Genomic DNA, 22,581 nt, shown 5'->3' on the forward strand with positions numbered 1-22,581 from the left:
GCCTGCTCAGCCCGTGTTGCGCATGCCGGCGGCGATGCCGTTCACCGTCGTCAGCAGCGCCCGCTCCAGTGCCGTCGACTCCGACGGCGCCCGGCGCGCTCCCGGGGCGGTGGCCGGCTGGCGCTCCGTGTCACCCAGGTCGCGGTACTGCCGCAGCAGGGCGACCTGGAGGTGGTGCAGCGGCTCCAGATAGGTGTCGCGGACCCCCAGCGTGCGCTCCAGCTCCGGCTGCGCGGCGAGCAGCCGCTCACGGCCGGTGACGGCCAGGACCTCGCTCACCGTCTTCTCGTACTCCCGCTCGATGGTGGCGAAGATCGGGTGCAGGTCGGCCGGCACCAGCGTCTCGACGTAGCGCCGGGCGATGGTCAGGTCGGTCTTGGTCAGCATCATCTCCACGTTCGAGACGAAGGTGCGGAAGAACTGCCAGTCGGCGTACATCTCCCGCAGGACGTCGGCGCCGCCGGCCTCGCGGACCGCGGCCAGACCGGTGCCGACGCCGAACCAGCCGGGAACGATCTGGCGGGTCTGGGTCCAGCCGAAGACCCAGGGAATCGCCCGCAGGCCGCCCAGACCCGCGTCCGCGTTCGGCCGCTTCGCCGGGCGCGAACCGATGTTGAGCGCGCCGAGCAGCTCGGTCGGGGTCGCCGCCCAGAAGTACGCCGGCAGGTCCGGGTTCTCCACCAGCGACCGGTACCGCCGGAAGGCCGCGCCCGAGGCCGTGTCCATCGCCGAGTCCCAGCGGGCCAGCGACGACAGGTCCACCGACGGCTGCGTGTGGAGCAGGGTCGCCTGCAGGACCGCGGCCACGGTCAGCTCCAGGTTCTCCCGGGCCAGGGCCGGCAGCGTGTACTTGTCGGAGATGACCTCGCCCTGCTCCGTCACCTTGATGGCGCCGTCGAGGGTGCCGTAGGGCTGGGCCAGGATCGCCTCGTGGGTCGGCCCGCCGCCCCGGCCGACCGTGCCGCCCCGGCCGTGGAACAGGCGCAGCCGCACGCCGTGCCGCGCCGCCACGTCCCGCAGCGCACGCTGCGCCTTGTGGATCGACCACTGGCTGGTGGTGATGCCGGCTTCCTTGTTGCTGTCGGAGTAGCCGAGCATGACCTCCTGCAGGTCACCCCGAGCCCGCACGATCTCCCGGTAGGCCGGCAGCGACAGCATCTCGTCGAGCAGGTCGCCGCCCGCGTCGAGCTCCGCCGGAGTCTCCAGCAGCGGCACGATGCCGATCCGCGCGCGGGAGGTGTGAATGTCGATCAGGCCGGCCTCGCGGCAGAGCACCGCGGCGGCGAGCACGTCGTCGACGCCGAGGGTCATCGAGATGATGTACGACTCGATCACGTCGGCGCCGAAGCGGTCCTGGGACTCCCGGATGGTGTGGAAGACGTCGAAGGTCTTGCGGGCCGAGTCGGTCAGCGGGGCATCGGCCGACGCCAGCGGGCGACGTCCGGTCAGCTCGGTGGCGAGCAGCTTGGTGCGTTCCTCGCGGCTCAACGAGCGGTAGTCGTCCACCTCGCCGACCCGCGCGAACAGCTGGGCGAGCACCTCGTGGTGGCGCTCCGCGTGCTCGCGGACGTCGAGGGTGGCGAGCTGGAGGCCGAACGCGGACGCGGTCCGGATGGCCGACGCGACCGTGCCGATCGCGGTCAGCTGCCCGGAGTTGCGGGCCAGCGACGCCCGGATCAGCTCCAGGTCGGCGATGAGCTCGTCGCTGCCCAGGTAGTCACGGCCCGGCACGTGGGGGGTGCCCTGCCGCAGCCGCTGCCGGGTATTGGCCAGCTTCGCCTTCACACAGCGGACCTTGAGACGGTACGGCTCCTCGGCGTTCACCCGCCGGAAGCGCGGCGCCACCTCGGGCAGCGCGTCGAGATCGGCGGCGAGGCTGGCCGCCAGGTCGAGGGAGACACCGCGCAGCCGCCGCGACACCGAGAGCTCGTCGATGAGCGCGTCCATCGCCGCCTCGGTGGCCTGGATGCCGTGCTCATGCTGGATGATCAACACTTCGCGGGTGACGGCCGGCGTGACGAACGGATTGCCGTCGCGGTCGCCGCCGATCCACGAACCGAAGGTCAGCGGCCGCGACGTGGGAGATGTCTCGACGCCGAGCTGGCGCAGCGTCTCGGCGAGGTCGTCGAGGACCTGCGGTGCGGCCTCCGCGTAGAGATCCTTGAGGTAGTAGACCGCGTTGCGCGCCTCATCCGTCGGATCCGGCCGGTCCAGCCGCAGCTCGTCCGTTTGCCACAGCAGGTCGATGAGCTCGGCGAACCGCCGCGTCGAACCGGTCGTGTCGGTGGCGCCGTAGAGGATCGCGGCCGCGGCCTCGGCGTCCAGCGAGTCGGCCAGCTGGCGCAGCTTCGACAGGATCGAACGCCGGGCCGCCTCGGTCGGGTGCGCGGTGAAGACCGGGCGCACGGCGAGCCGGCGGGCCGCCGCGGCGATCTCATCGGCCGGCACCCCCCTCTCGGCGATCCGCTTGGCGGCCTGGTCGAGCCAGCCGCCGTCGCGCGCCCGGCGGCGCTGGAGATCGCGGGCCCGGTGCACCTGCTCGGTGATGTTCGCCAGGTGGAAGTAGGTGGAGAACGCCCGGGCCAGCTTCGTGCCGGTCATGACGTCCATCGCGGCGAGGCGCTCGGCCGCCGCGGAAGCGTCCGTGCGAACCAGCGCCCGGACCTCCTCGACGAGGTCGAGTAGCGGTTTGCCCTCCTGCCGGGCGAGGGTCTGGCCGAGAAGCCGGCCGATGCGGCGAATGTCGGCGCGCAGGGCGGCGTCGGGGCCGTCAGGGTCGAGCTGGCCGAGCTGGTCTGTCACCGGGGGCGCTCCTTTTGCGTGGCGTACGGCGGACAGCGCTGTCCCGACATCCGCGATCGTATCCGTGCCGTGCCCTGGCTGTGTGCTTTGAGGCAAGTCTCATACCGCCTTACGGCTCCTTCACACCGTTGCGGCTTCCCTGAGCGACACATAACCCTCTGGGGAGGAAAAGCATGACAAGAAGGACTCGGCTGTTGACGGTTGGTGCCGTCGCGGCGGCCGTCGCACTCGCCGGTGCGGGCGTGGGCGTAGCTTCGGCGGCGGCCGACCCGCCACCGCTGGCGTTGATCCTCACGACGCCGGATGTCACGGCGGAACGCCACGTCTGGGACGGTGAGGCGAGCCTCTACCTCGACCTGGGCATCCACGCGATCGCGGGCAAGGATCCGTTCGAGATCCGCGCCACCCGCAAGTCGTACTCGGACCCGATCGTGGCCCAGCAGTACGTCGTCAAGAACGGCAAGCGCAAGGCGGTGAGCCTGCCGGCCGGGATGGTCACCGACTTCAACGGGCTCAAGGACTTCACCACGGTCACCATCAAGGACGCCTCCGGCGCCGAGGTGGCGAACTACAAGACCGACTTCTGCCCGAGCTCCTACAACTCGGCGCGGACCCGGCGCGACGCCCCGGCGGAGAACCCCTACCCGCGTGGCTGCTCGGGCTTCAACCCGTTCAACCTGGGCGCGGTCTGGGGCATCCAGGCCGGCTGGAACGCCGAGGTGAGCAGCACCCCGCAGGCGGCGCCGATCGACCTGGTCGACGGCCGCTACACGGCGACCGTCACGCTGAACCAGCGCTACCGCGACCACTTCAAGGTCCCGGCGGAAACCGCCACGCACACGATCAACCTGACCGTACGGACGGTCGAGGACGGCAACGGCGCGGAAGTCGCCAAGGCCCGCATCAAGGCCGCCCGAGCCGGCGAGGACACGTCGGCGCGGGCAGCCCTCGCGGAGCACGGCGAGCACGCCGGCGAGGGCGACCCGAACCTGCAGATCTCGGCATACAAGCCGGGCTTCCGACCGCCGGCGAAGGCGCCGAAGGCGGTCAAGCTGTCCCGCATCGCCCCGGGCCCGCGTCCCGACCTGCGCTCGCTGCCCGCCTGGGGCATCTCGCTGTCGCAGGAGGACGGAAAGTGGTTCGTCAACTTCGGCGCCACGGTGTGGAACGCCGGAACATCCCCATTGCTCGTCGACGGGTTCCGGCGCACCGGCTCCGAGCTGATGGACGCGTACCAGTACTTCTTCGACGCCAAGGGCAAGGAGGTCGGATCGGTCGAGGCCGGCACGATGGAGTGGGACGCGCGCGAAGGGCACCGGCACTGGCACTTCACCGACTTCGCGCAGTACAACCTGCTCTCCGCGGACAAGAAGCTGGCCGTCCGCAGCGGCAAGGAGGCGTTCTGCCTGGCCAACACGGACGCGGTCGACTACACGATCCCGAACGCCAAGTGGCGCCCCGACAACACCGACCTCTCCAGCTCCTGCGGGCAGAACACAGCCGCCGCGGTGCGCGAGGTGCTCGACGTCGGCAGCGGTGACACCTACACCCAGGACCGGCCGGGCCAGTCCTTCGAGATCACCGACCTGCCCAACGGCACCTACCACATCGAGGTCAAGGCCAACCCGGAGCAGAAGCTGACCGAGCTGAGCACAAAGAACAACACCGCCCTGCGCGAGATCAGGCTGGGCGGCACCCCGACCGAGCGGACCCTCGAGGTCCCCTCGGTGCACGGCCTGGACTGATGCTGAGCGGGCGGGTCCGAGGGCGCGGGCGGGTTGTCCCCGCCTCATCGCCGTCGGGCTCGCCCGTCGCGACGCACCCCAGGGTGCCACCTCACCCGGACGGTCACGGTCGCGGCGCTTTCTCGGCCGCGCGTCACGCGCGCCGGCGAGCCCAGGCTCCGACCACCAGGCCCACGCCGGCGGTCAGGGCGAACAGTCGTCGCACCAGCGCGACTCCGCCAACGAGGGCGATCAAGGCACCGACCCCGATGAAGATCAGCCAGGAGTGTCCTTCCAACCCGCCGGTGACGACCGCGGAATCCGGGTCCGCGGGATCGAACGCCACGTCTGTCGTCGCGCCGATAGTCGGCCGCGAACTGGTCCCCAACCGACCGGTGAGCGAATGCCGCTGCCCGGCCGGGTCGGTGTACGTGTACACCGCACTGTGCATCGTCGTACCGTCGCTGGACCGGGACTCGGTGACGTCCACGACCGTCGCGGTCGTCGTGATCCACTGAGGTCCGACGTCCGACCGTACAATCGTCCAGCCGGCGTACGCGATCAGCAGCCCCACCGTCAGCAGAAACATCGACGCGAACAGGCCGGCCCGGCGGGGACCGCTGTCCCTCATCGCATATCGCCCGACTACCGCGGCCAGCGCAACTCCGGCAGACGACCGGGAACCGGCCAGCCTCACCGCGGAAACCGCATGGGCCGGTTGGACGACTGACGGGACCGGCGGTCGGTACGACACGTCATCGCCCCAGCGGTGCCCGTCCCACCACCGGTCACCGCGCCCACCGTGCGGGTCGGGATACCAGCCGGCAGACGGCATCGGCTCAGCCACCACAACCTCCGCGATACGCAGTCGAATCAGCGTCACGGCAGGCACGGGCAGGCGTGGCCACCGCAGTCCGGACCGGGCAGCCATGCAAGGAGCTTCGGCGACCCTCAGTGATCAGATCGAGTTCATCGGCAGACGATGGCCGGACCTGAGCGTTACCCACACCCTTTGAGCTGGTCGGGAGAGTTAGCCTCGACACGGGGGGTGGCCGGCTGTCGCGGTCGGGCGCCTCTTCGTCCTGACCTCGACCGGGGACGTGACCGAATGACCCCCGACGCTGCCGCCGCCTTCGCCCGTGAACTTCGCCGCCTGCGCGCCGAACGCGGTCTTTCGCTTCGCGATCTCGCCGCCGCCGCGCACTATGGCAAGTCCTACCTCCACGAGCTCGAAACCGGTCGGAAGCCGCCCACCGTCGCCATCGCGAGCAGGCTCGATGACGCCCTGCGCGCCAATGGCGTGCTCGTTGCCGCGCTCGCGACCGCCGCGACGGACGACTCCGACGCCGAAACCGAGGCGCTGGAGCTTGCCCGCCGGGTGACCGCCTCGGACGTGAGCACCGAAACACTCGACCGGCTCGAACGCGCGGTGGACGTCCTGGCCATGGCATACGCCACCACCCCGCCGGCGGAGCTCGTCCCACGGGTGCGCCGCCACCTTGATTACGCCTCCCGGCTGGTCGACGCCCGCAAGACCCTGAATCAGCACCGGCGGCTGCTGGTCGTCGGCGGCTGGCTCGCCCTGCTACGGGCCACGTTGCACATCGATCTGGGACAGGAGGTCGCCGCTGACGCGTACCTGTCCACCGCTGAGGAATTCGCCGACCAGGCCGAGCATCGGGAGATCGTTGCCTGGTGCCTCGAGACAAAGGCATGGAGCGTCCTGACCGCAGGTCACTACCGACAAGCCCTCGAACTGTCCCAGCGCGCCCAGCAAGTCGCACCTCGGGACAGCTCGGCCCACGTGCAGGCGACGGCGCAGGAAGGGCGGGCCTGGGCACGCCTCGGCGACCGGGTCGCGACCCGGCGAACCCTGGACCGGGTCGCGAGGCTCGCCGACCATCGGCCCTTCCCGGAGCACCCCGAGCACCACTACCAGTACGACCCGGCGAAAGCGCACGCCTACACGGCGACGACGTTGGCCTGGGCCGGCGACCCGGCCGCCGAGGCGGTCGCCCGCGAGGTCATCGCCGAGCTCGAGCGGGAAGGCGCCCGCCCACGGCGCGTGGCATCCGCAAAGCTCGACCTTGGACTGGCGCTCCTCGCCGCCGAAAAGCCGGACGAGGCCGCCGCCGCGGCCGCCGCCGCGATCCGCTCCGGCCGCATCGTCGCGTCGAACTGGTGGCGGGCCTCCGAGGTCGTCGCCGGTGTGCAGCGCGCCGGCGTCGCCGAGGCGCGCGACCTGCGCGAGGTGTTCGAGGCATTTCGCCCGAGCGAGTCGGCGTAAGGGACTCGCTACCTGCCGAGAGCGCCGCTGCTCACCCCCGGTCAGCGCGACTGCAGCCGCAGCCGTCGGTGACCAGGCAGCCTCATCGGGTGAGGGCGAGGGCGTACTCGGGCCACCACTGTCCGGCCGGCGGCGCGCCGTTGCCGCACGCGCCGTCGGATTCGCCCGGCCGTTTCACCCAGAGGTACGCGTCCGCGAGCGGCACTCCGGTGCGGGTGGTGGGCGGGTTGCCGAGCGCCCGGCCCGGCGGGTTGCACCAGTGTTGATTCCCGGCGCCCTTGCGGGCCGGCCCGTTGCCGTTGCGGCTGGTGTCGACGACGAAGTGGGCGCCGCCGAGCAGTGCCGACAGGCGGGTCCCGTACGTGATGTTGTCGGTCGTGGTCTCGAAGTTCGCGACGTTCAGCGCGAAGCCCGAGGCGCGGGCGATGCCGGAGTCGCGCAGGGCGGCGGTCATCCGGGCCGGGTCGGTGATCCAGCTCGGGTTGCCCGCGTCGAGGTAGACGCGTACGCCCGGGTTGGCCCGCAGCGCGCCGACCGCCTCGGCGAGCAGCGTGTACCGCTCGCGGGTCGCCCGGTCTCCGAGGCAGCCCTCGATGGCCTGGGGAACGGCGTCCGGTTCCAGGATGACGAGCGCGCGATGTCCGTGCAGGGCCGCCGCTATGGCGCGTACCCAGGTGCGGTAGGCCGGTGCGTCGGCGGCGCCGCCGGCCGACTGGCCGGCGCAGTCGCGGTCCGGAATGTAGTAGAGGGTGAGCACCGGAAGTCGGCCGGCGGTGGTCGCCGCGGTCACCAGTTGCCGGGCGCGGTCGGCGTAGCCGGCGTTGTCGTCGGCGAACCAGGTTGCGACCGGCTGGTCGGCGATCCGCCGGATCAGTCGGGCGTCGGCCGTGCGGCCCGAGCGTTCCCAGGCGCGAACCTGGTCCGCCGCCGCGCCGTTCGCATCGACGTAGAGCGCCTGGCCGTCGGCGCTCGATGTCGGCGCCGGGGCGCGCACGGCGGCGGGACCGCCGACGACCGGGGAGTCCTCGCCGCGCAGCGACAGCACCGCGATGGCGGCGAGGACCAGGACCAGGGACAGCCCCGCGGCGGTCAGTGGCCATCGGCCGTGCGACGGGTGGGCGTGCCGCATCAGCGCACCTGGATCCAGCGACCCGCCGACGGCACTCCCTCGGCGTCGATGAGGAACAGCATGTACCAGCCGGACGGCACCAGACCCTTGGTTTTCGGTACGGACAGGGCCAGGCCGCCGGTGGCCGGCGTGATGTCGAGCGCTACCGAGCGCTGGTCCACGTCGGTGACGTGGGTGACCGCGCTGGGGCGGATGAGCCGGGCGGCCCGGATGCGCGCGGCGTCGGGCGTCGCTACACCGAAGGTGGTGCCGCGCTGCACCGTGACCGGGTTGCGGCCGATGGTGGGTCGCTTGCCGCGGAACAGGTACGGCGGGGAGTAGACCTCGATCCGCTGCTCGAACGTGCCGGGGTTGCGGCCGGTCTCGTCGTACAGGGGGTCGGAGCCCATCGTGATGACCCGCCCGTCGTTCAGCAGGATCGCCTCCGAGTGGTAGTTGCGGCCGACCGTGGAATCCGCCGCGGTCTCGAACTTTCCGGTGGCGGGGCGGTAGATCTGGGCGTTGTAGAGGTCGCTGCGGGTCTGGTCGCCGTAGCGGCCGCCGCGGTATCCGGAGGAGCCGCCGGTGGTGAGGACGGTGTCGTCGGGCAGCAGCACGGTGCTCAGGTAGCGCGCCGGCTTCGGCAGGTCCGGGCCGGGGGCGTACTCCGGGTTCGTCCCGTCGAGGTCCGCGATCGCGGTCCGCTTGGTCGACACCGCCGATTCGCCGACCTCGCCGCCGCCGAAGATCATCACCCGCTGGTCCTGGGCGGGCGGCAGCAGCACCGACGAGCTGGTTTCCGTCATCCGCGCGTCCTTGAGCCCCGGCACCACCTGGAAGGCGTTGTTCTTCAGGTTCCAGAGGCCGGGGGTGCGTCCCTCGGTGTCCGAGCCGTACCCCGAGTTGGAGCCGGAGAAGAACAGTCTTCCGTCGGCCATGAGGTGCAGGGACGGGTACGTCGGGAAGACCCGCTTGAGCTCCGGCGCGTCCACCCAGCGCCGCTGGTCCTTGATGTAGCGCTCGTTGTCGCCGGGCAGCATCCGGCCGAACTCGTCGAGGCCGGAGACGGCGAGCACATCGCCGTCCGGCAGCTCGGCCAGCGTCGGGTACCAGCGGCTCTTCACCATGTCGCCGGTGCGCACGTAGCGCTCGGTGCGCGGGTCGAACTCGTACGACGTCTTGTCGCCGCCGTACTCCTGCTTCTCCCGGGTGATCTTGTCGGAGAGGCCGTAGATGTTCTGCTTGTCCTTGCCGGTGAGTCCGGCGACCGTGTACTGCGCCGGGTGGTCGACGATGGAGCCGTCGCCGGCCTGCACGGCGTCCACCCACACCTCCGCTTCGCCGGCGTGGGTCATGACCTTGTCGCCGTGCTTCATCGCCTTCGCGCCCGGCACCGTGAGGTCGGCCCGGGTGCGGTAGGCGGTCCCGTCCCGTCCGAGCAGCGTGGTGCCCTTCAGGAAGGTGCGCGGCCCGGTGGGCGCCTCGTTCTTGATCTTCATGACCCCGGCGGCGTGGGTGATGTCCTTCTCCAACACCTCGTACGACTTCGTGCCGCCGGCCACCAGCAGGTTGCCGTTGGGCAGGAAGGTGTGCCCGGCGCAGAACACGTCGGTGGGGGTGGGCACCTCGGAGAAGGAGTCCTTCGCGGGGTCGTACAGCACCGTACGGAACGTGCCTGCCTCGAAGTTGTCCCGGTTGTTGCCGCTGCCGGCGATGATGAGCACTTTGCCGGTGTTCAGCAGCGCGGCGTGGATCGCGTTGACCCGGAAGTCCTGCGGCACCTCCAGACGCGACCAGTGGCCGTGTCTCTCCTTGTAGGACTGTCGGTTGATCGTGAAGTCGTGGTAGGCGTCGGCGCCGAAGGCGACCATCGGCCGGTTCACGAACACGAGCACGCTCAGGACCACCAGGGCGATGCCGGCGCTCAGCAGGCGGCGGGCCGTCGAGGGGCGGGGGCGGGGCTTCATGCGTAGGACTCCACGGGTGCGTCGATCTCACTTTCCACGGGTACGGGTGCGGGCACGGCGGCCCGGCGGCGCTGCCATTCCTGTGCGGCCCAGATGGCCGGCGGGGTGAGGCAGATGACCAGGTTGAGGCTGGGCCACACCCACATCGCGCCGTTGACGTGGCCGCCGATCGGCGCGGCGATCAGCAGGGCGACGTAGAACGCGGCCCAGCGCAGGCTCTGCCGGAAGGTCAGCAGCCGGTCCGGGCTGGCCGAGTCGCCCTTGGGCGTCACCACGAACCCGGTGCGGCGGCGCAGGATCGCACCGATGAACGAGGAAACGTAGATCGGTGTGGACAATGTGGACACCAGCATGCCGGCCAGTCCGGACGAGCCGGCCTCCTCGTGCGGGCTGACGTTGTGCCGCCGGTTCCAGACGTAGAGGCCGATCTGGAAGATGGCCGCGTCGACGTAGAGCATCAGCCACACCTCCTGCGGCACCATGACGCCCTTGGCGCCGAGCACCAGGTAGCAGGTGGCATTGACGGCGCCGAGGATCCACGCCAGCGCGGTGAGCGGGTAGTACGACATCAGCAGCAGGTAGTGCAGGCCCCGGCGGAAGCCGAGCTTCCAGGCGGACTTCGCGAAGGAGGTCACGGCGACCTCGTCCGTGCCGCGCGACCAGCGGTCCTGTTGGCTGAAGTAGTCGGTCCACGACGAGGGCCCCTCGCCGACCGCGAGCACGTCCGGCGTGTAGACCGAGCGCCACCGCTGGCCGGACTCCGGGTTCTTGGCGCTGTGCACCACCAGGCTGGTGGCCATGTCCTCGGTGATCGAGTCCTGGAGTCCGCCGATGCCTCGCAGGGCCGCGATGCGTACGGCGTTGTTGGTGCCGACCAGCATCGAGACGCCGAGCCGGTTGCCGGCGCGTTGGAGCAGCGAGTGGAAAAGGTACTGCTGCGACTCCGCCCACCGGGTGACCACATTGTCGTAGTTGCCGTAGATCTGCGGGCCGACCACGAAGGCGACGTCCGGGTCGCGGAAGTAGCCGAGCAGCCGCTCGCAGAAGTTGGGCAGCGGCACGTGGTCCGGGTCGACCGAGACGAAGACGTCGTAGCCGTCGCCCTGCGCGTCGATCCAGGCGTTGTAGTTGCCGTGCTTCGTCTTCGCCTTGAAGGCGCCCGCCGGGGTGTTGTACTCGGTCTTTCCCTTGCGCGAGAAGTGCTTCACGCCGATCCGGCCGCACATCCGCTTGACCTCGTCGTCGTCGCCCTCGTCGAGCAGCCAGACGTCGAACGGGCCGGAGTGCCGGATGGCGCGGGCGGCGCGCAGGGTGCGCTCCACCATGGCGATCGGCTCCTTGCCCGGCACGATCGTGGTGAGGAACGCGACGCGCAGGCGGGCGTCCGGGACCATCGGCACCGGGTCGCGGGCCCAGAGCGTGGCGAGGCACAGGGTCACCACGTTGACGAGGCGGAACAGCTCGATGAGTGCGGTCGCCGCGATCATGAAGAGGGTGGCCGCGTAGAGCCACAGGTGCAGTCCGCGGTCGGGAAGCTCGATCGAGCTGATCAGCCAGGTGAAGAACGTGCCCTCGAACGCGAACGCGAACAGCGTGATGAGCAGCGTGGTGAACGGGCGGCGTCGGGCGAGCGGCCGCATCCGTACCCGCCGCGGCTCGTCGTCGTCGACGGTCTCCGCGGGACCGGCCAACACGCTGTACCCCGCGTACTCGTAGCGGCCCGGCAGGGCCACGGTCGGCGCGTGGAGCGCTCGCGCGAGTGCCGGGTCGGCCGGGGGGCGCGGCTCGCTCATCGACGTCCTCTCGCGGTAGGTGGAAAATTGACTGTGTGTGATGCATCGCGCTGAGACGCGACGTAGTTCGCCTTCATGACGCTAAGTAGCCTCATCCAGTCCATCGTGGATCTGAGCAGCAAGGATGCCACCGACGCTGGTGACAGACAGTTGCATGATCACACGGATGGCGCGCAATTCTGGATGCCTATCGTGATCACGCTCACGAGAATTGGCCCTCGATGTCTACAGAGAGCGATCGCGCCGACCGGCATCCGCCACCCGTCGATGTCCGGATCGCGGCAATAGTCCTCAGGCGGACATGGGCGTGGCGGACCGCAGCCGCGGCGGCTGCTCCGCGGCCGGAGCCGGGTTGCGCGGCCGGCTGAACTGCCGCGGTCGGGTCGCGTTGTGCGGCGCCGGAGCGGTGAGCAGGAGCCGCTCGGGTGTCGCCTTCTTCGCCTTGCCGACGAACGCCCGCCGGGCGGCGGCGAATCCCGAGCGGTCACCGAAGATGTCGCTGCTCATCTCCGCCAGCTCGCGGGACTCGTACACGTCCAGCGGCACCCGCTCGGCCTCGAGCCGCTTGGCTTTGGCCGCCCGGCGCCGGCCCGCCGTACGCGGGTCGGCCTGGCGCAGGGCGAGGGCGGTCAGCCACTCGGCGTACGCCTCGGGGTGGCGCGGTCCCACCTCGTCGACGAGCCCCAGCGATGCCGCCTCGTGCGTGCTGACCGGCAGTTTCGCGTCGATGAGCCGCTGGGCGGCCTCCGCGCCGACGCGCCGGGGGAGCGTGTAGGTGTGCAGCTCCGAGCCGTACAGACCCATGTCGTAGTAGGGATTCAGCACCACACCGTCCCGGGCGGCCACGACGTCCGCGCCCAGACCCAGCATGGCGCCACCGGCTCCGGCGTTGCCCGAGTACGCCGCGACCACGACCTGTCGGGTGCAGCGGATCAGGGCCGCGCACACCGCGTTGATCGCCTTGATGTTCGCCCACGCGGACGCGGCGGGGTCGGCGGCGGCCTCCGCGACGTTGAGGTGGATTCCGTTGCTGAAGGCGTCGGTGCCTCCCCGCAGCACCAGGACCCGGGTGTCCTGCCCCACGGCGTGCCGGAATGCCGCGAGCAGCCGCCGGCAGTGCCCCGCGGACATCGCTCCGTTGTAGAAGTCGAAGGCCAGCCAGCCGACCGCGCCGCTGCGCCGGTATCGGATCTGCCGGTACGAGGGCGCCTCCGGCTCGATGCCGGCCGGCAGCGGCGACTGCGGCACGGTGCGCAGCCGCCGGCCGAGCAGCGTCGTGGCGGGCAGCTTGATCCCCGGCTGTGACGCGTCCCGCAGATGTCCCAGCCAGACGCTGCCGTCGCCGGTGCCGACGAGCACCGCGCCCTGCCGGCGGGCGACGAGCGTGCCGGGGCGCACGCCCCGGGCCAGACCCGGGTGCACGTCGTAGGTGAAAACCTGCAGTCCCGCGAGTTCGGTACGCACGCCGGGAGCGCCGTCCGCCGCCCGGATCCGCCGGACGATCTGCTCGGTCGGCGCCGACCAGTCGAAAGCGCGGTCCGCCTGGGTCATCGGCGGCCGCGGTCGGGCGCCCTTGGCGACGGTCATCTCGGTGGCGGCGGTGGGCCGGAAGGCGGGGTCGGCGGCCTTGGCGAGGACCTCGAACGCGCATTCCAGGGCGGCGTCGGCGACCGGACCGTTGTAGAGGGAGGACTTGCGGGGCGCGGCCGGCATTCCGAAGGTGCGGGTGGCCCAGATCGGTCCGGCGTCCATTTCCTCGACGGCCTGCAGCGCCGTGACTCCCCAGGCGGGCGCGCCGTCGGTGATGGCCCAGTCCAGCGAGGACGGGCCGCGGTCGCCGACCGGACCGGGATGCAGGATCACCGTCCGCCAGTGCTGCCAGACCTCGGCCGGGACGCGCTCCTTCAGGTACGGGCACAGGATCAGCTCGGGCTGCGCGGCGTGGACGCCGTCGATCATGTCCTGCGGGCTGGTGGCGTGCAGCACTCCGACGTCGTGTCCGGCCTCGCGCAGCGCACACCACATCCGCTGACTCAGACCGTTGAACGCAGTCACGAGCAGAAGAACCCGCACATTGCCTCCCCAGACAATTCACCACAACAATCGGGCAGTCTTGACTACCCGTTTGGCGCCATGTCGGACATGTTGTCCGATAGTGGTCCGTCGCTCCGGGGGTACCGGGGGGCGGACTAAGCTTGTGGCATACCCCCCGTCCAACTGGCGTCGGGGTTTTTCGGTGTGCCTTCGAGAGAGTCTTTTTGATGCAACTCAGTGGCCTCGTCCCGGCAGCCCTGCGCGACCGCGGGCTGGCACGGGCCCGTGACCTGGCCCGCAAGGGCGGGGTCGACTCGGACGCCCTTGACCTGACCGCGCCCGCCGCGCTGCGCCCGTTCGTCGTCGCCGCGGTCGCCGGACCGGCCGACATCGGCGGCGCCGCTCGGCCGGTCCTCGCCGTGACCGCGACCAGCCGCGAAGCCGACGACCTGGCCGACGCGCTCGGCTGCCTGATCTCCTCGGACGGCGTCGTCGTCTTTCCCTCGTGGGAGACGCTGCCGCACGAGCGGCTCTCGCCGCGCTCGGACACGGTCGGGCGCCGGCTCGCCGTCCTGCGCCGGCTCGCGCACCCCGGCGACGAGCCGCTGCGAGTGGTCGTCGCGCCCGTGCGGTCGCTGCTGCAGCCGCAGCTCAAGGGCCTCGGCGATCTCGAACCGGTCGAACTGCGACCCGGGGGAGAGGCCGAGCTCGAGGACGTGGCGCGCCGGCTGTCCGACATGGCGTACGCCCGCGTCGACCTGGTGACCAAGCGCGGCGAATTCGCCGTACGCGGCGGCATCCTGGATGTCTTCCCGCCGACCGACGAGCACCCGTCGCGCGTCGAGTTCTGGGGCGATGAGGTGGAGGAGATCCGCACCTTCGCCGTCGCCGACCAGCGCACCATCGAAGCGGCCGAGCGGCTCTGGGCGCCGCCGTGCCGCGAGCTGCTGCTCACCCCGCGGGTGCGGGCCCGGGCGGCCGAGCTCGCCCAGCAGCACCCCGAGCTGTCGGAGATCCTCGAGAAGCTCGCCGAGGGCATCCCGGTCGAGGGCATGGAGTCGCTGGCTCCGGCCCTGCTGGAGGGCACCGACAGCATGGAGTTGCTGCTCGACTGCATGCCGGCGGGCACCCACGTCCTGCTCTGCGACCCCGAGCGGATCCGCACCCGGGCACACGACCTGACCCGCACCTCCGACGAGTTCCTCGAGGCGAGCTGGGCCGCGGCGGCCGTCGGCGGGCAGGCCCCGATCGACGTCGGCGCCGCCGCCTTCCGCACCCTGGCCGACGTCCGCGCCCACGCCGCGACCCTGCGCCAACCATGGTGGACGGTCTCGCCGTTCGGCCTGGCCGACGCCGACGAGAAACCCGCCACGGACCAGCCATGGCGGGATGCGCCGGAGGAAGTCGAGGTCAGTCCCGACACCGGCGACGCCGTCACGCTCAAGGCCCAGCCGGTGCCGCTCTACCACGGTGACACCGCCCGCCTCGCCGCCGACCTGCAACGCTGGGCCGGCGAGCGCTGGGCCATCGCGCTCGTCTTCGAGGGCAACGGCACCGCGCAACGCGCCACCGAACTGCTGCGCGACGCCGGCCTCGGCGTCACCCCCGTCGACTCGATCAGCGGCGCGCTGGAGCCCGGCCAACTCCTGATCACCTGCGGCGGGCTCAACCACGGCTTCGTCGACGACGGGTCCCGGCTGGCCGTCATCACCGGCAACGACATCAGCGGCGGCCGCGGCGCGTCCACCAAGGACATGCGCAAGATGCCGAGCCGCCGGCGCAACACCATCGACCCGCTCGAGCTCAAACCCGGCGACTTCGTCGTGCATGAGCAGCACGGCATCGGGCGCTACGTCGAGCTCGTGCAGCGCACGGTCAACGGCGCCGACCGTGAATACCTCGTCATCGAGTACGCGGCGAGCAAGCGCGGCCAGCCCGGCGACCGGCTCTATGTACCCACCGACCAGCTCGACCAGCTCTCCCGCTACGTCGGCGGCGAGTCGCCGACCCTGCACAAGATGGGCGGCGCCGACTGGCAGAAGAGCAAGGCCCGCGCCAAGAAGGCGGTCAAGGAGATCGCCGCCCAGCTCATCCAGCTGTACGCCGCCCGGCAGGCGTCGAAGGGCCACGCGTTCGGACCGGACACGCCGTGGCAGCGCGAGCTGGAGGACGCGTTCCCCTACACCGAGACGCCCGACCAGATGGCCGCGATCATCGAGGTCAAGCAGGACATGGAACTGCAGGTCCCGATGGACCGGCTGATCTGCGGCGACGTCGGCTACGGCAAGACCGAGATCGCCGTACGGGCCGCGTTCAAGGCGGTGCAGGACGGCAAGCAGGTCGCCGTCCTGGTGCCCACGACACTGCTCGCCCAGCAGCACTACAACACCTTCACCGAGCGGATGAGTCAGTTCCCGGTGCAGATCAAGCAGCTGTCGCGGTTCCAGACGCCGAAGGAGACCACGCTCACCCTCGAGGAGGCGGCCAACGGCACCGCCGACATCGTCATCGGCACCCACCGGCTGCTGGCCAACTCGACCCGGTTCAAGAACCTCGGCCTGATCATCGTGGACGAGGAGCAGCGCTTCGGCGTCGAGCACAAGGAACAGCTCAAGGCGCTGCGGGCGGCGGTGGACGTGCTCACCATGTCGGCCACGCCGATCCCGCGGACCCTGGAGATGGCGATCACCGGCATCCGGGAGATGTCCACCATCGCCACCCCGCCCGAGGAACGGCACCCCGTGCTGACGTACGTGGGCGCGCACGACGACAAGCAGGTCGCCGCCTCCATCCACCGCGAGCTGCTGCGCGACGGCCAGGTCTTCTACCTGCACAACCGGGTCGAGTCGATCGACCGGACGGCCCGCAAGCTGCGCGAGCTGGTGCCCGAGGCGCGGGTCGCGGTGGCGCACGGGCAGATGAGCGAGGAGCAGCTCGAGAAGGTGATGATCGGCTTCTGGGAGAAGGAGTTCGACGTCCTGGTCTGCACCACCATCGTCGAGTCCGGCATCGACATCCCGAACGCCAACACCCTCATCGTCGAGCGCGCCGACCTGCTCGGCCTGGCCCAGCTGCACCAGATCCGCGGCCGGGTCGGCCGGGGGCGCGAACGCGCGTACGCCTACTTCCTCTACCCGCGCGAGAAGCCGCTGACCGAGAACGCCCACGAGCGGCTGGCCACCATCGCCCAGCACACCGAGCTCGGCGCCGGCATGTACGTCGCCATGAAGGACCTCGAGATCCGCGGCGCCGGCAACCTGCTCGGCGGCGAGCAGTCCGGCCACATCGAGGGCGTCGGCTTCGACCTGTACGTGCGCATGGTCGGCGAGGCGGTGCAGGCCTTCAAGGGCGAACGGCCCGAGGAGGAGCCGGAGGTCAAGGTCGACCTGCCGATCGACGCCCATCTGCCCACCGAGTACATCGCCGTGGAGCGGCTGCGCCTCGAGATGTACCGCAAGCTGGCCGAGGCCCGCGACGACGCCCGCCTCGACGAGGTGGTCGCCGAGATGACCGACCGGTACGGCGAACCCACCGAACCCGTCGCCAACCTCATCGCGGTCGCCCGGTTCCGGCTGGTCGCCCGGGCGTACGGCCTCACCGACGTCTCGGTCCAGGGCAAGCACCTGCGCTTCTCGCCGCTGCGGCTGCCCGACTCCAAGCAGCTGCGGCTCAAGCGCTACCACCCGGACTCCGTCTACAAGACGACGAACGACCAGGTCAGCGTGCCCCGGCCGAGCACCCGCCGGGTGGGCGGCGAGCCGCTGCGCGACCTCCAGCTCCTGCAGTGGTGCACCCAGCTGCTCAAGGACGTCTTGGGCGACATTTCCGCCCCCGTGGCGAGCGTCACTACCGGAGCGTGAGAGAGTCATGACCATGCAGCGTGCTCGCCGACTCGCATCCACCGCCGTCGTCGCCGTCCTTGCCGTGGCCGGCCTGACCGCCTGCCAGCAGTCACCGGACGTGGCCGCGTACACCTCAGGTGGAAAGATCTCCGAGGACCGGGTCGAGGGAATCTACGACCAGGTGCGCGACCAGCTCACCGAGGCGCGCGAGCAGGCCCAGCGCCGGGGCGAGGCCGCCGGCGCCACCGAGGCGCTGCCGCCGCCGACCATGCCGATCTCGCGGCAGGACGTGTTGAACGCGCTGCTCGAGGTGGACCTCCTGCGGAAGGCGGCGCAGGCACGCGGCGTGAAGCCGACCGACCCCGCGCCGGTCGCGCAGGTCGCCCAGGCCCGCAACTACTCGCCGACGTGGGAGTACACCCAGCTTTACGCGGAGGCGCACCAGCTGCGCGCCGCGCTGGAGCCCACCGTCACCCCGGCGCAGCTCACCCAGGACGATCTGCACGACGTCTACCGGCGGCTGATCGCGGGCGGCGCGGCCGAACCGACCACCACGTTCGACGATTTCCAGAGCAAGATGCTCTCGCCCGAGAACAAGTCGGTGCTGGAGACGTTCGTGGGGATGCGCAATGACCTTCAGCGGGTCGTCGCGGACCAGAAGGTCAAGATCAATCCTCGGTACGGCGCCCAGCAGATCCCACTCCTGACGATCCAGGGTGGCGACGGCAAGGACCTCCCGCTGGTGGTGCTCTCCATCGGCGGTGAGGATGCCGAGAACGCGTACGTCACGGATGTCCCCGCCGTGACCACCGCGGCCTGATGCCCGAGGCCGGCCGGATCGTCCTGCTGGTCACCTCCCCGCGGCTGCCGGCCGGGATCCTGACGGCGGCCGCGTGGGATTTCGTCCGCGCCGGGCCCGTGCTCACCGCGACCGACGGCGACCAGGCCACTGCCCTGCGCGCCGCCGGCGTCACTGTGACGGTCGTCGAGCCCGACCCCGAAGCTCTGATCGGGCTCCTGGCCGAGCACGGCACGGTGGTCTGGCTCGCTGGCGCGGCCGGTGACGAGGACTTCGCCCGCAGGCTCGGGCTGCGGCTGGCGCGCGAGCCCTCCCTGGCCGAGCTCGAGCTCTGCTACGGATCCTGGGATCCACCGGGAGCCCGGCTGCTCGACGCCGTCGCCGTCATGGACCGGCTCGCCTCGCCCGGCGGCGACCCGTGGAAGCGGCAGCAGACCCACGAGACCCTCGCGCCCTACCTGCTCGAGGAGAGCTACGAGGCGTACGACGCGATCGTCTCCGGGGACCTCGCCGCCCTGCGGGAGGAATTGGGTGACGTGCTGCTCCAGGTCGTGCTGCACGCGAGGCTGGCCGAGGAGCTTCCCGAAGACGAACGCTGGACGGTCGACGACGTGGCCGGCGACCTCGTGGACAAGATGGTCCGCCGCAACCCCCATGTCTTCGCGGGCGAGGACGTCGAGGACGTCGAGGCGATCATCGCCAACTGGGAGCGGATCAAGAAGGAGGAGAAGGCGCGCGACTCCGTGCTGGAGGGCATCGCCCTGAGTCAGCCCGCGCTGTCGCTGGCCGCCAAGATCCTCCAACGGGTGGATCGGGCCGGCCTGGACGTGCCGTTGCCCGCCGACCCCGACCTCGGTTCCGCCCTGCTGCGCACGGTGGCGCAGGCGCGAGCGGACGGCCTCGACGCCGAGGCGCTGCTGCGCCAGGCGGCGCTGCGATACGCCGACGCCGTACGGATTCGGGAGGATGTCGCACCCGGCGAGTAGATTTCGCATCATGCCGGAGTTCGTGCCGCTCGCCGAGCGCATCGTCGACGCCATCCTCGACAGTGACCCCGCCCTGGCCACCTATGCGGGCGACCACCGCTACGACGACCGTCTGCCCGACCACTCGAGCGGCGCGGTCGCTGAGCGGGTCACCATGCTGCGGGACGCGGCCGACGCCCTCGCCGGCGTCGATCCGGACGCCATCGGCCAGCAGGACCAGGTCGACCACGCGATCCTCTCCGCCGTCGTCGAGCGCGGCATCTTCGAGCTCTCCGACGTGCGCGAGCACGAGTGGAACCCGCTGGAGCACAACCCGGGTCCCCTGCTGCACGCCCTGATCGCCCGCCCGTTCGCCCCGGCGAGGGAGCGGCTCGCCAGCCTCGGTGGCCGGCTCGCCGCCATCCCGGACGCGCTGGCCACCGCCCGGGCGGTGCTGCGCGACATGCCCCGGCTGCACGCCGAGGTGGCGGTCGGGCAGTTCGCGGGCGCGGCGGCGCTGATCCGCGACGAGGTGCCCGCCCTGCTGGCGGAGGCGCCCGACATGCGGGGCATCGAGCCGGCGCTGGCCGCCGCGCTGGACGCCCTAGCCGAGTTCGACGGCTGGCTCCGGGCCCGGCTGGAGAGCGGCGAGCCGGGCCGCGACCCGCGCTTGGGCCGGCCGCTGTGGGAGGCCCGGCTGTGGCACACCCTCGACACCGAGCTGCCGGCGGCCGAGGTTCTCGCCCGCGCCCGGCAGAACCTCGACGAGGTCACCGCCCGGCTCCGCGAGGCCGCGGCAGAGCTGGTCGGCGGCCCGACCACCGACGAGACCGTGCGCCGGGCCCTCGACACGTGCGCGGCCCAGCACCCCGACAACGCCACGATCGTCGACCTGGCCAAGGTGACGATGGCCGAGGCCACCGAGTTCGTCCGCGAGCACGACCTCATGACGATCATCGACGACCCCTGTGTGATCCAGGAGATGCCGGAGTTCGCCCGTGGCGTCGCGGTGGCCAACTGTGACCCGCCGGGTCCGCTGGAGACGGCGGACGTCCCGACGTTCTACTGCATCGCCCCTACGCCGGCCGACTGGTCGCCGGCGCGGGTCGAGTCGTTCTACCGCGAATACAACGACCACATGCTGCGCAACCTGACCGTGCACGAGGCCATGCCGGGGCACTTCCTGCAGCTCGCCCACTCCCGGCGGTTCCGGGCCGGCACCCGGGTGCGGGCGCTGGGCTTCTCCGGCCCGTTCGTCGAGGGCTGGGCGGTCTACGCGGAGGAGCTGATGGCCGGGCTGGGCTTCGGCGGCCTGCCGGTGCGCCTCCAGCAGCTCAAGATGCAGCTGCGGATCAGCCTCAACGCGATGATCGATCAGCTGACCCACTGCGAGGACCTGGCCGAGGCCGACGCCATGGAGCTGATGATGACGCGCGGCTTCCAGGAGGAGGGTGAGGCGGCGGGCAAGTGGAAACGGGCCCTGCTCACCTCCACCCAGCTCTCCACCTACTTCGTGGGCTACACGGAGGTCGCGGCGATCGCGGCGGCCCGCCCCTTCGGCGCCACCCCGAAGGCCTGGCACGACGCCATGCTCGCGCACGGCTCACCACCGCCGCGCCACCTCAGCTTCCTCCTCGGCGTCTGACGCCGATCGGCCACGTCTAGCGCCGATCGGCCACGTCTAGCGCCGATCAGCCGCGTCGGCGGTCGGTCAGCCGCGTCGGCGGTCGATCAGTTTTGCCGACTTGGGCATCTCGAACAGGTCTTCGGAGAGCCGGTCGGCGTAGTCCGTCATGGCGACGTCGACCCGCACCTGGTGGAGCACGCCGCTGAAGCTGCCGAGCACGCCCTCGTTGGTGATGCACGTCCCGAAGTCGCGGGCGGCGGCGCCGTCGACGCCGGTCAGGTCGACGCAGGTCGCGTGCCGTCCGGCGATCGTCGTGTCGCGCTGGGCGACCCGGGCGTCGGCGTCGAGGGCCGCCCTGTTCAACAGGGCCAGAACCGTGGCGGGCGTCACCATGCCGCTGGTGTCCGCGCCCCGGAAGACGGCGGGCGGCGGCGGGCTCGTCGGCGTCGCCGGTGCGGTCATCGTGCAGGTGGCCGGCTTGACGCTGGTGCGGCACTCGGTGGTCGCGTCCGCCGTGACCAGCACCTTGCCGCCGGGATAGACGTACGCCGCCCGGGCGGGTTGCTGCCCCTGGGCGATCGTCGCGCTCGCGCCGCCGGCGAGCTGGTACGTCGCCTCATAGGTGAGGTTCGCCGCGCCGGCCAGCTGGGCGGCGAGGTCGACGACGAGGCCGTTGCGGCTCGGGCCCTGTCCCGAGGTCTCGTCCAGGTCCGTGCAGCCCGTCGTGAGGACGAGCACGACGAGTGCGGCTATCAGGCGCCGGGGGGTGGGGGGCACGATCCCCACCTTGGCCGATACTTGCAACTCGGCGCAAACCGGTGTTCGCCCGGTCGCTCTGCGTCGAGCTCGGGTCAGGAGCGCGTACGGCTCAGCAGCTGCTGCCGCATCACATAGCGCCGGATGACGCGGGCCAGGGACTCGTCGACATCGAAGATGGCGACTATCTCCACCGACATCGGGCCGGGCGGCACCTGCTGCGGCAGCATCGCGACCCGCGACGCCACGCAGGGTATGTCGATGATCTCGCTGCCCAGCTGCATCCAGAGCTGGAGCTCCTCGCCCTCGACCACGTTCGTACCCTCGAAGTGGGCCCGCACGCTGTGCTCGCTGATGTCGCGGATCCAGCCGTGGGCGTCGCGCCAGCCCGGACGGCGCATGATCACCTGCTCGCCACCGCCGCCGCGCACGAACTCGCGCTGCTGCTCGACCAGCGCCTCGCCGGCCGTACGCAGCTCCAGGCGGTTCTCGTCGGCCTCCACCACCGCGCACGGCAGGGCGAACCTGCCTCGCGGGGCCGCCGACCAGCGCAGGGTCACGGTGGCGCCCACCGGCGGCACGGCGTCCAGCGGCGCGGACAGGGTCAGTCCCGCGCTCTCGGCGTGAACCACGCGGACGCGGGCGGCCTGCTCGTCACAGTCGGTCATCTCGACGTACGAGCCGGCCTCGGGGAGGTGCGCAGGTGTAGTCATGGCAACCCGGGTGATCGGCAGTTCGGACCGCCGCCTGAGGTATGTGCGCGCCGGAGTTCCCCAGCCGCCGCCACGGCCGTCCGCCCGGCTCGATACCCTCAGGGTCGTGGTCGGCCGCAGGGGCGCGGTCTGAGGAATCCATCCGAACGAACATGAGGGAGCCA

14 protein-coding genes and 1 pseudogene are annotated in these 22,581 nt (G+C 71.2%); 6 read left to right on the forward strand and 9 right to left on the reverse strand.

Features of this window, described 5'->3' with window-relative positions; genetic code table 11:
* Nucleotides 1–6 precede the first annotated feature (6 nt).
* Nucleotides 7–2,802, reverse strand: a complete 2,796-nt coding sequence (gene ppc / locus AB0M36_RS14305; RefSeq protein ID WP_364156755.1) for a phosphoenolpyruvate carboxylase — start codon at nucleotides 2,800–2,802, stop codon at nucleotides 7–9.
* A gap of 173 nt (nucleotides 2,803–2,975) precedes the next feature.
* Between ppc and AB0M36_RS14310 the strand changes: the two genes are divergently transcribed.
* On the forward strand, nucleotides 2,976–4,547 hold the full coding sequence (locus tag AB0M36_RS14310) for a lysyl oxidase family protein (RefSeq protein WP_364156758.1): 1,572 nt from the start codon (nucleotides 2,976–2,978) through the stop codon (nucleotides 4,545–4,547).
* A 133-nt stretch (nucleotides 4,548–4,680) separates the two neighbouring features.
* Here AB0M36_RS14310 and AB0M36_RS14315 read toward each other — a convergent pair whose 3' ends face one another.
* The gene (locus AB0M36_RS14315; RefSeq protein WP_364157731.1) at nucleotides 4,681–5,157 is read right to left on the reverse strand and encodes a DUF3592 domain-containing protein; all 477 of its coding nucleotides are present in this window, start codon (nucleotides 5,155–5,157) and stop codon (nucleotides 4,681–4,683) included.
* A 111-nt stretch (nucleotides 5,158–5,268) separates the two neighbouring features.
* Nucleotides 5,269–5,457 (reverse strand): annotated as a pseudogene (locus AB0M36_RS14320) (DUF2510 domain-containing protein); the annotation flags it as partial.
* A gap of 177 nt (nucleotides 5,458–5,634) precedes the next feature.
* On the opposite strand from AB0M36_RS14320, the gene AB0M36_RS14325 reads away from it, so the two are divergent.
* Nucleotides 5,635–6,813: a helix-turn-helix transcriptional regulator gene (locus AB0M36_RS14325; protein WP_364156761.1), complete on the forward strand. Its 1,179-nt coding sequence runs from the start codon at nucleotides 5,635–5,637 to the stop codon at nucleotides 6,811–6,813.
* A gap of 82 nt (nucleotides 6,814–6,895) precedes the next feature.
* On the opposite strand, the gene AB0M36_RS14330 is transcribed toward AB0M36_RS14325, so the two are convergent.
* The 4 genes from AB0M36_RS14330 to AB0M36_RS14345 all read right to left on the reverse strand — a co-directional run bounded on the left by AB0M36_RS14330 (nucleotide 6,896) and on the right by AB0M36_RS14345 (nucleotide 13,754).
* Complete coding sequence (locus AB0M36_RS14330) at nucleotides 6,896–7,942, reverse strand: glycoside hydrolase family 6 protein (RefSeq protein ID WP_364156764.1); 1,047 nt, start codon at nucleotides 7,940–7,942, stop codon at nucleotides 6,896–6,898.
* Complete coding sequence (locus AB0M36_RS14335; RefSeq protein WP_364156767.1) at nucleotides 7,942–9,888, reverse strand: galactose oxidase-like domain-containing protein; 1,947 nt, start codon at nucleotides 9,886–9,888, stop codon at nucleotides 7,942–7,944. The genes AB0M36_RS14330 and AB0M36_RS14335 overlap by 1 nt, the downstream gene beginning before the upstream one ends.
* Complete coding sequence (locus AB0M36_RS14340; protein WP_364156770.1) at nucleotides 9,885–11,681, reverse strand: glycosyltransferase family 2 protein; 1,797 nt, start codon at nucleotides 11,679–11,681, stop codon at nucleotides 9,885–9,887. Before AB0M36_RS14340 ends, AB0M36_RS14335 begins: the two co-directional genes overlap by 4 nt.
* A gap of 291 nt (nucleotides 11,682–11,972) precedes the next feature.
* Nucleotides 11,973–13,754 carry a hydrogenase maturation protein gene (locus tag AB0M36_RS14345; protein ID WP_364156772.1) on the reverse strand — a complete coding sequence of 594 codons (1,782 nt, stop codon included), beginning with the start codon at nucleotides 13,752–13,754 and terminating at the stop codon, nucleotides 11,973–11,975.
* Between the two features lie 188 nt (nucleotides 13,755–13,942).
* Between AB0M36_RS14345 and mfd the strand changes: the two genes are divergently transcribed.
* From mfd to AB0M36_RS14365, 4 genes are read left to right on the forward strand one after another with little or no spacing between them, the layout of a single operon-like run.
* Entirely contained in the window at nucleotides 13,943–17,575 is a 3,633-nt protein-coding gene (mfd, locus tag AB0M36_RS14350; protein WP_364156775.1) for a transcription-repair coupling factor, read from the forward strand.
* 7 nt (nucleotides 17,576–17,582) lie between these two features.
* Nucleotides 17,583–18,377 (forward strand): hypothetical protein, encoded by a 795-nt coding sequence (locus tag AB0M36_RS14355; RefSeq protein ID WP_364156778.1) that lies wholly within the window; start codon nucleotides 17,583–17,585, stop codon nucleotides 18,375–18,377.
* Nucleotides 18,377–19,342 carry a MazG family protein gene (locus AB0M36_RS14360; protein ID WP_364156781.1) on the forward strand — a complete coding sequence of 322 codons (966 nt, stop codon included), beginning with the start codon at nucleotides 18,377–18,379 and terminating at the stop codon, nucleotides 19,340–19,342. The genes AB0M36_RS14355 and AB0M36_RS14360 overlap by 1 nt, the downstream gene beginning before the upstream one ends.
* 10 nt (nucleotides 19,343–19,352) lie before the next feature.
* Nucleotides 19,353–20,966 (forward strand): DUF885 domain-containing protein, encoded by a 1,614-nt coding sequence (locus tag AB0M36_RS14365; protein WP_364156783.1) that lies wholly within the window; start codon nucleotides 19,353–19,355, stop codon nucleotides 20,964–20,966.
* Nucleotides 20,967–21,032: 66 nt separating this feature from the next.
* On the opposite strand, the gene AB0M36_RS14370 is transcribed toward AB0M36_RS14365, so the two are convergent.
* Both AB0M36_RS14370 and AB0M36_RS14375 read right to left on the reverse strand, forming a co-directional pair.
* Nucleotides 21,033–21,725, reverse strand: a complete 693-nt coding sequence (locus AB0M36_RS14370; protein WP_364156786.1) for a hypothetical protein — start codon at nucleotides 21,723–21,725, stop codon at nucleotides 21,033–21,035.
* Between the two features lie 74 nt (nucleotides 21,726–21,799).
* Nucleotides 21,800–22,417 carry a hypothetical protein gene (locus AB0M36_RS14375; protein WP_364156788.1) on the reverse strand — a complete coding sequence of 206 codons (618 nt, stop codon included), beginning with the start codon at nucleotides 22,415–22,417 and terminating at the stop codon, nucleotides 21,800–21,802.
* Nucleotides 22,418–22,581: the final 164 nt, after the last annotated feature.

The organism is Actinoplanes sp. NPDC051346 (assembly GCF_040682215.1).
Lineage (GTDB): Bacteria > Actinomycetota > Actinomycetes > Mycobacteriales > Micromonosporaceae > Actinoplanes.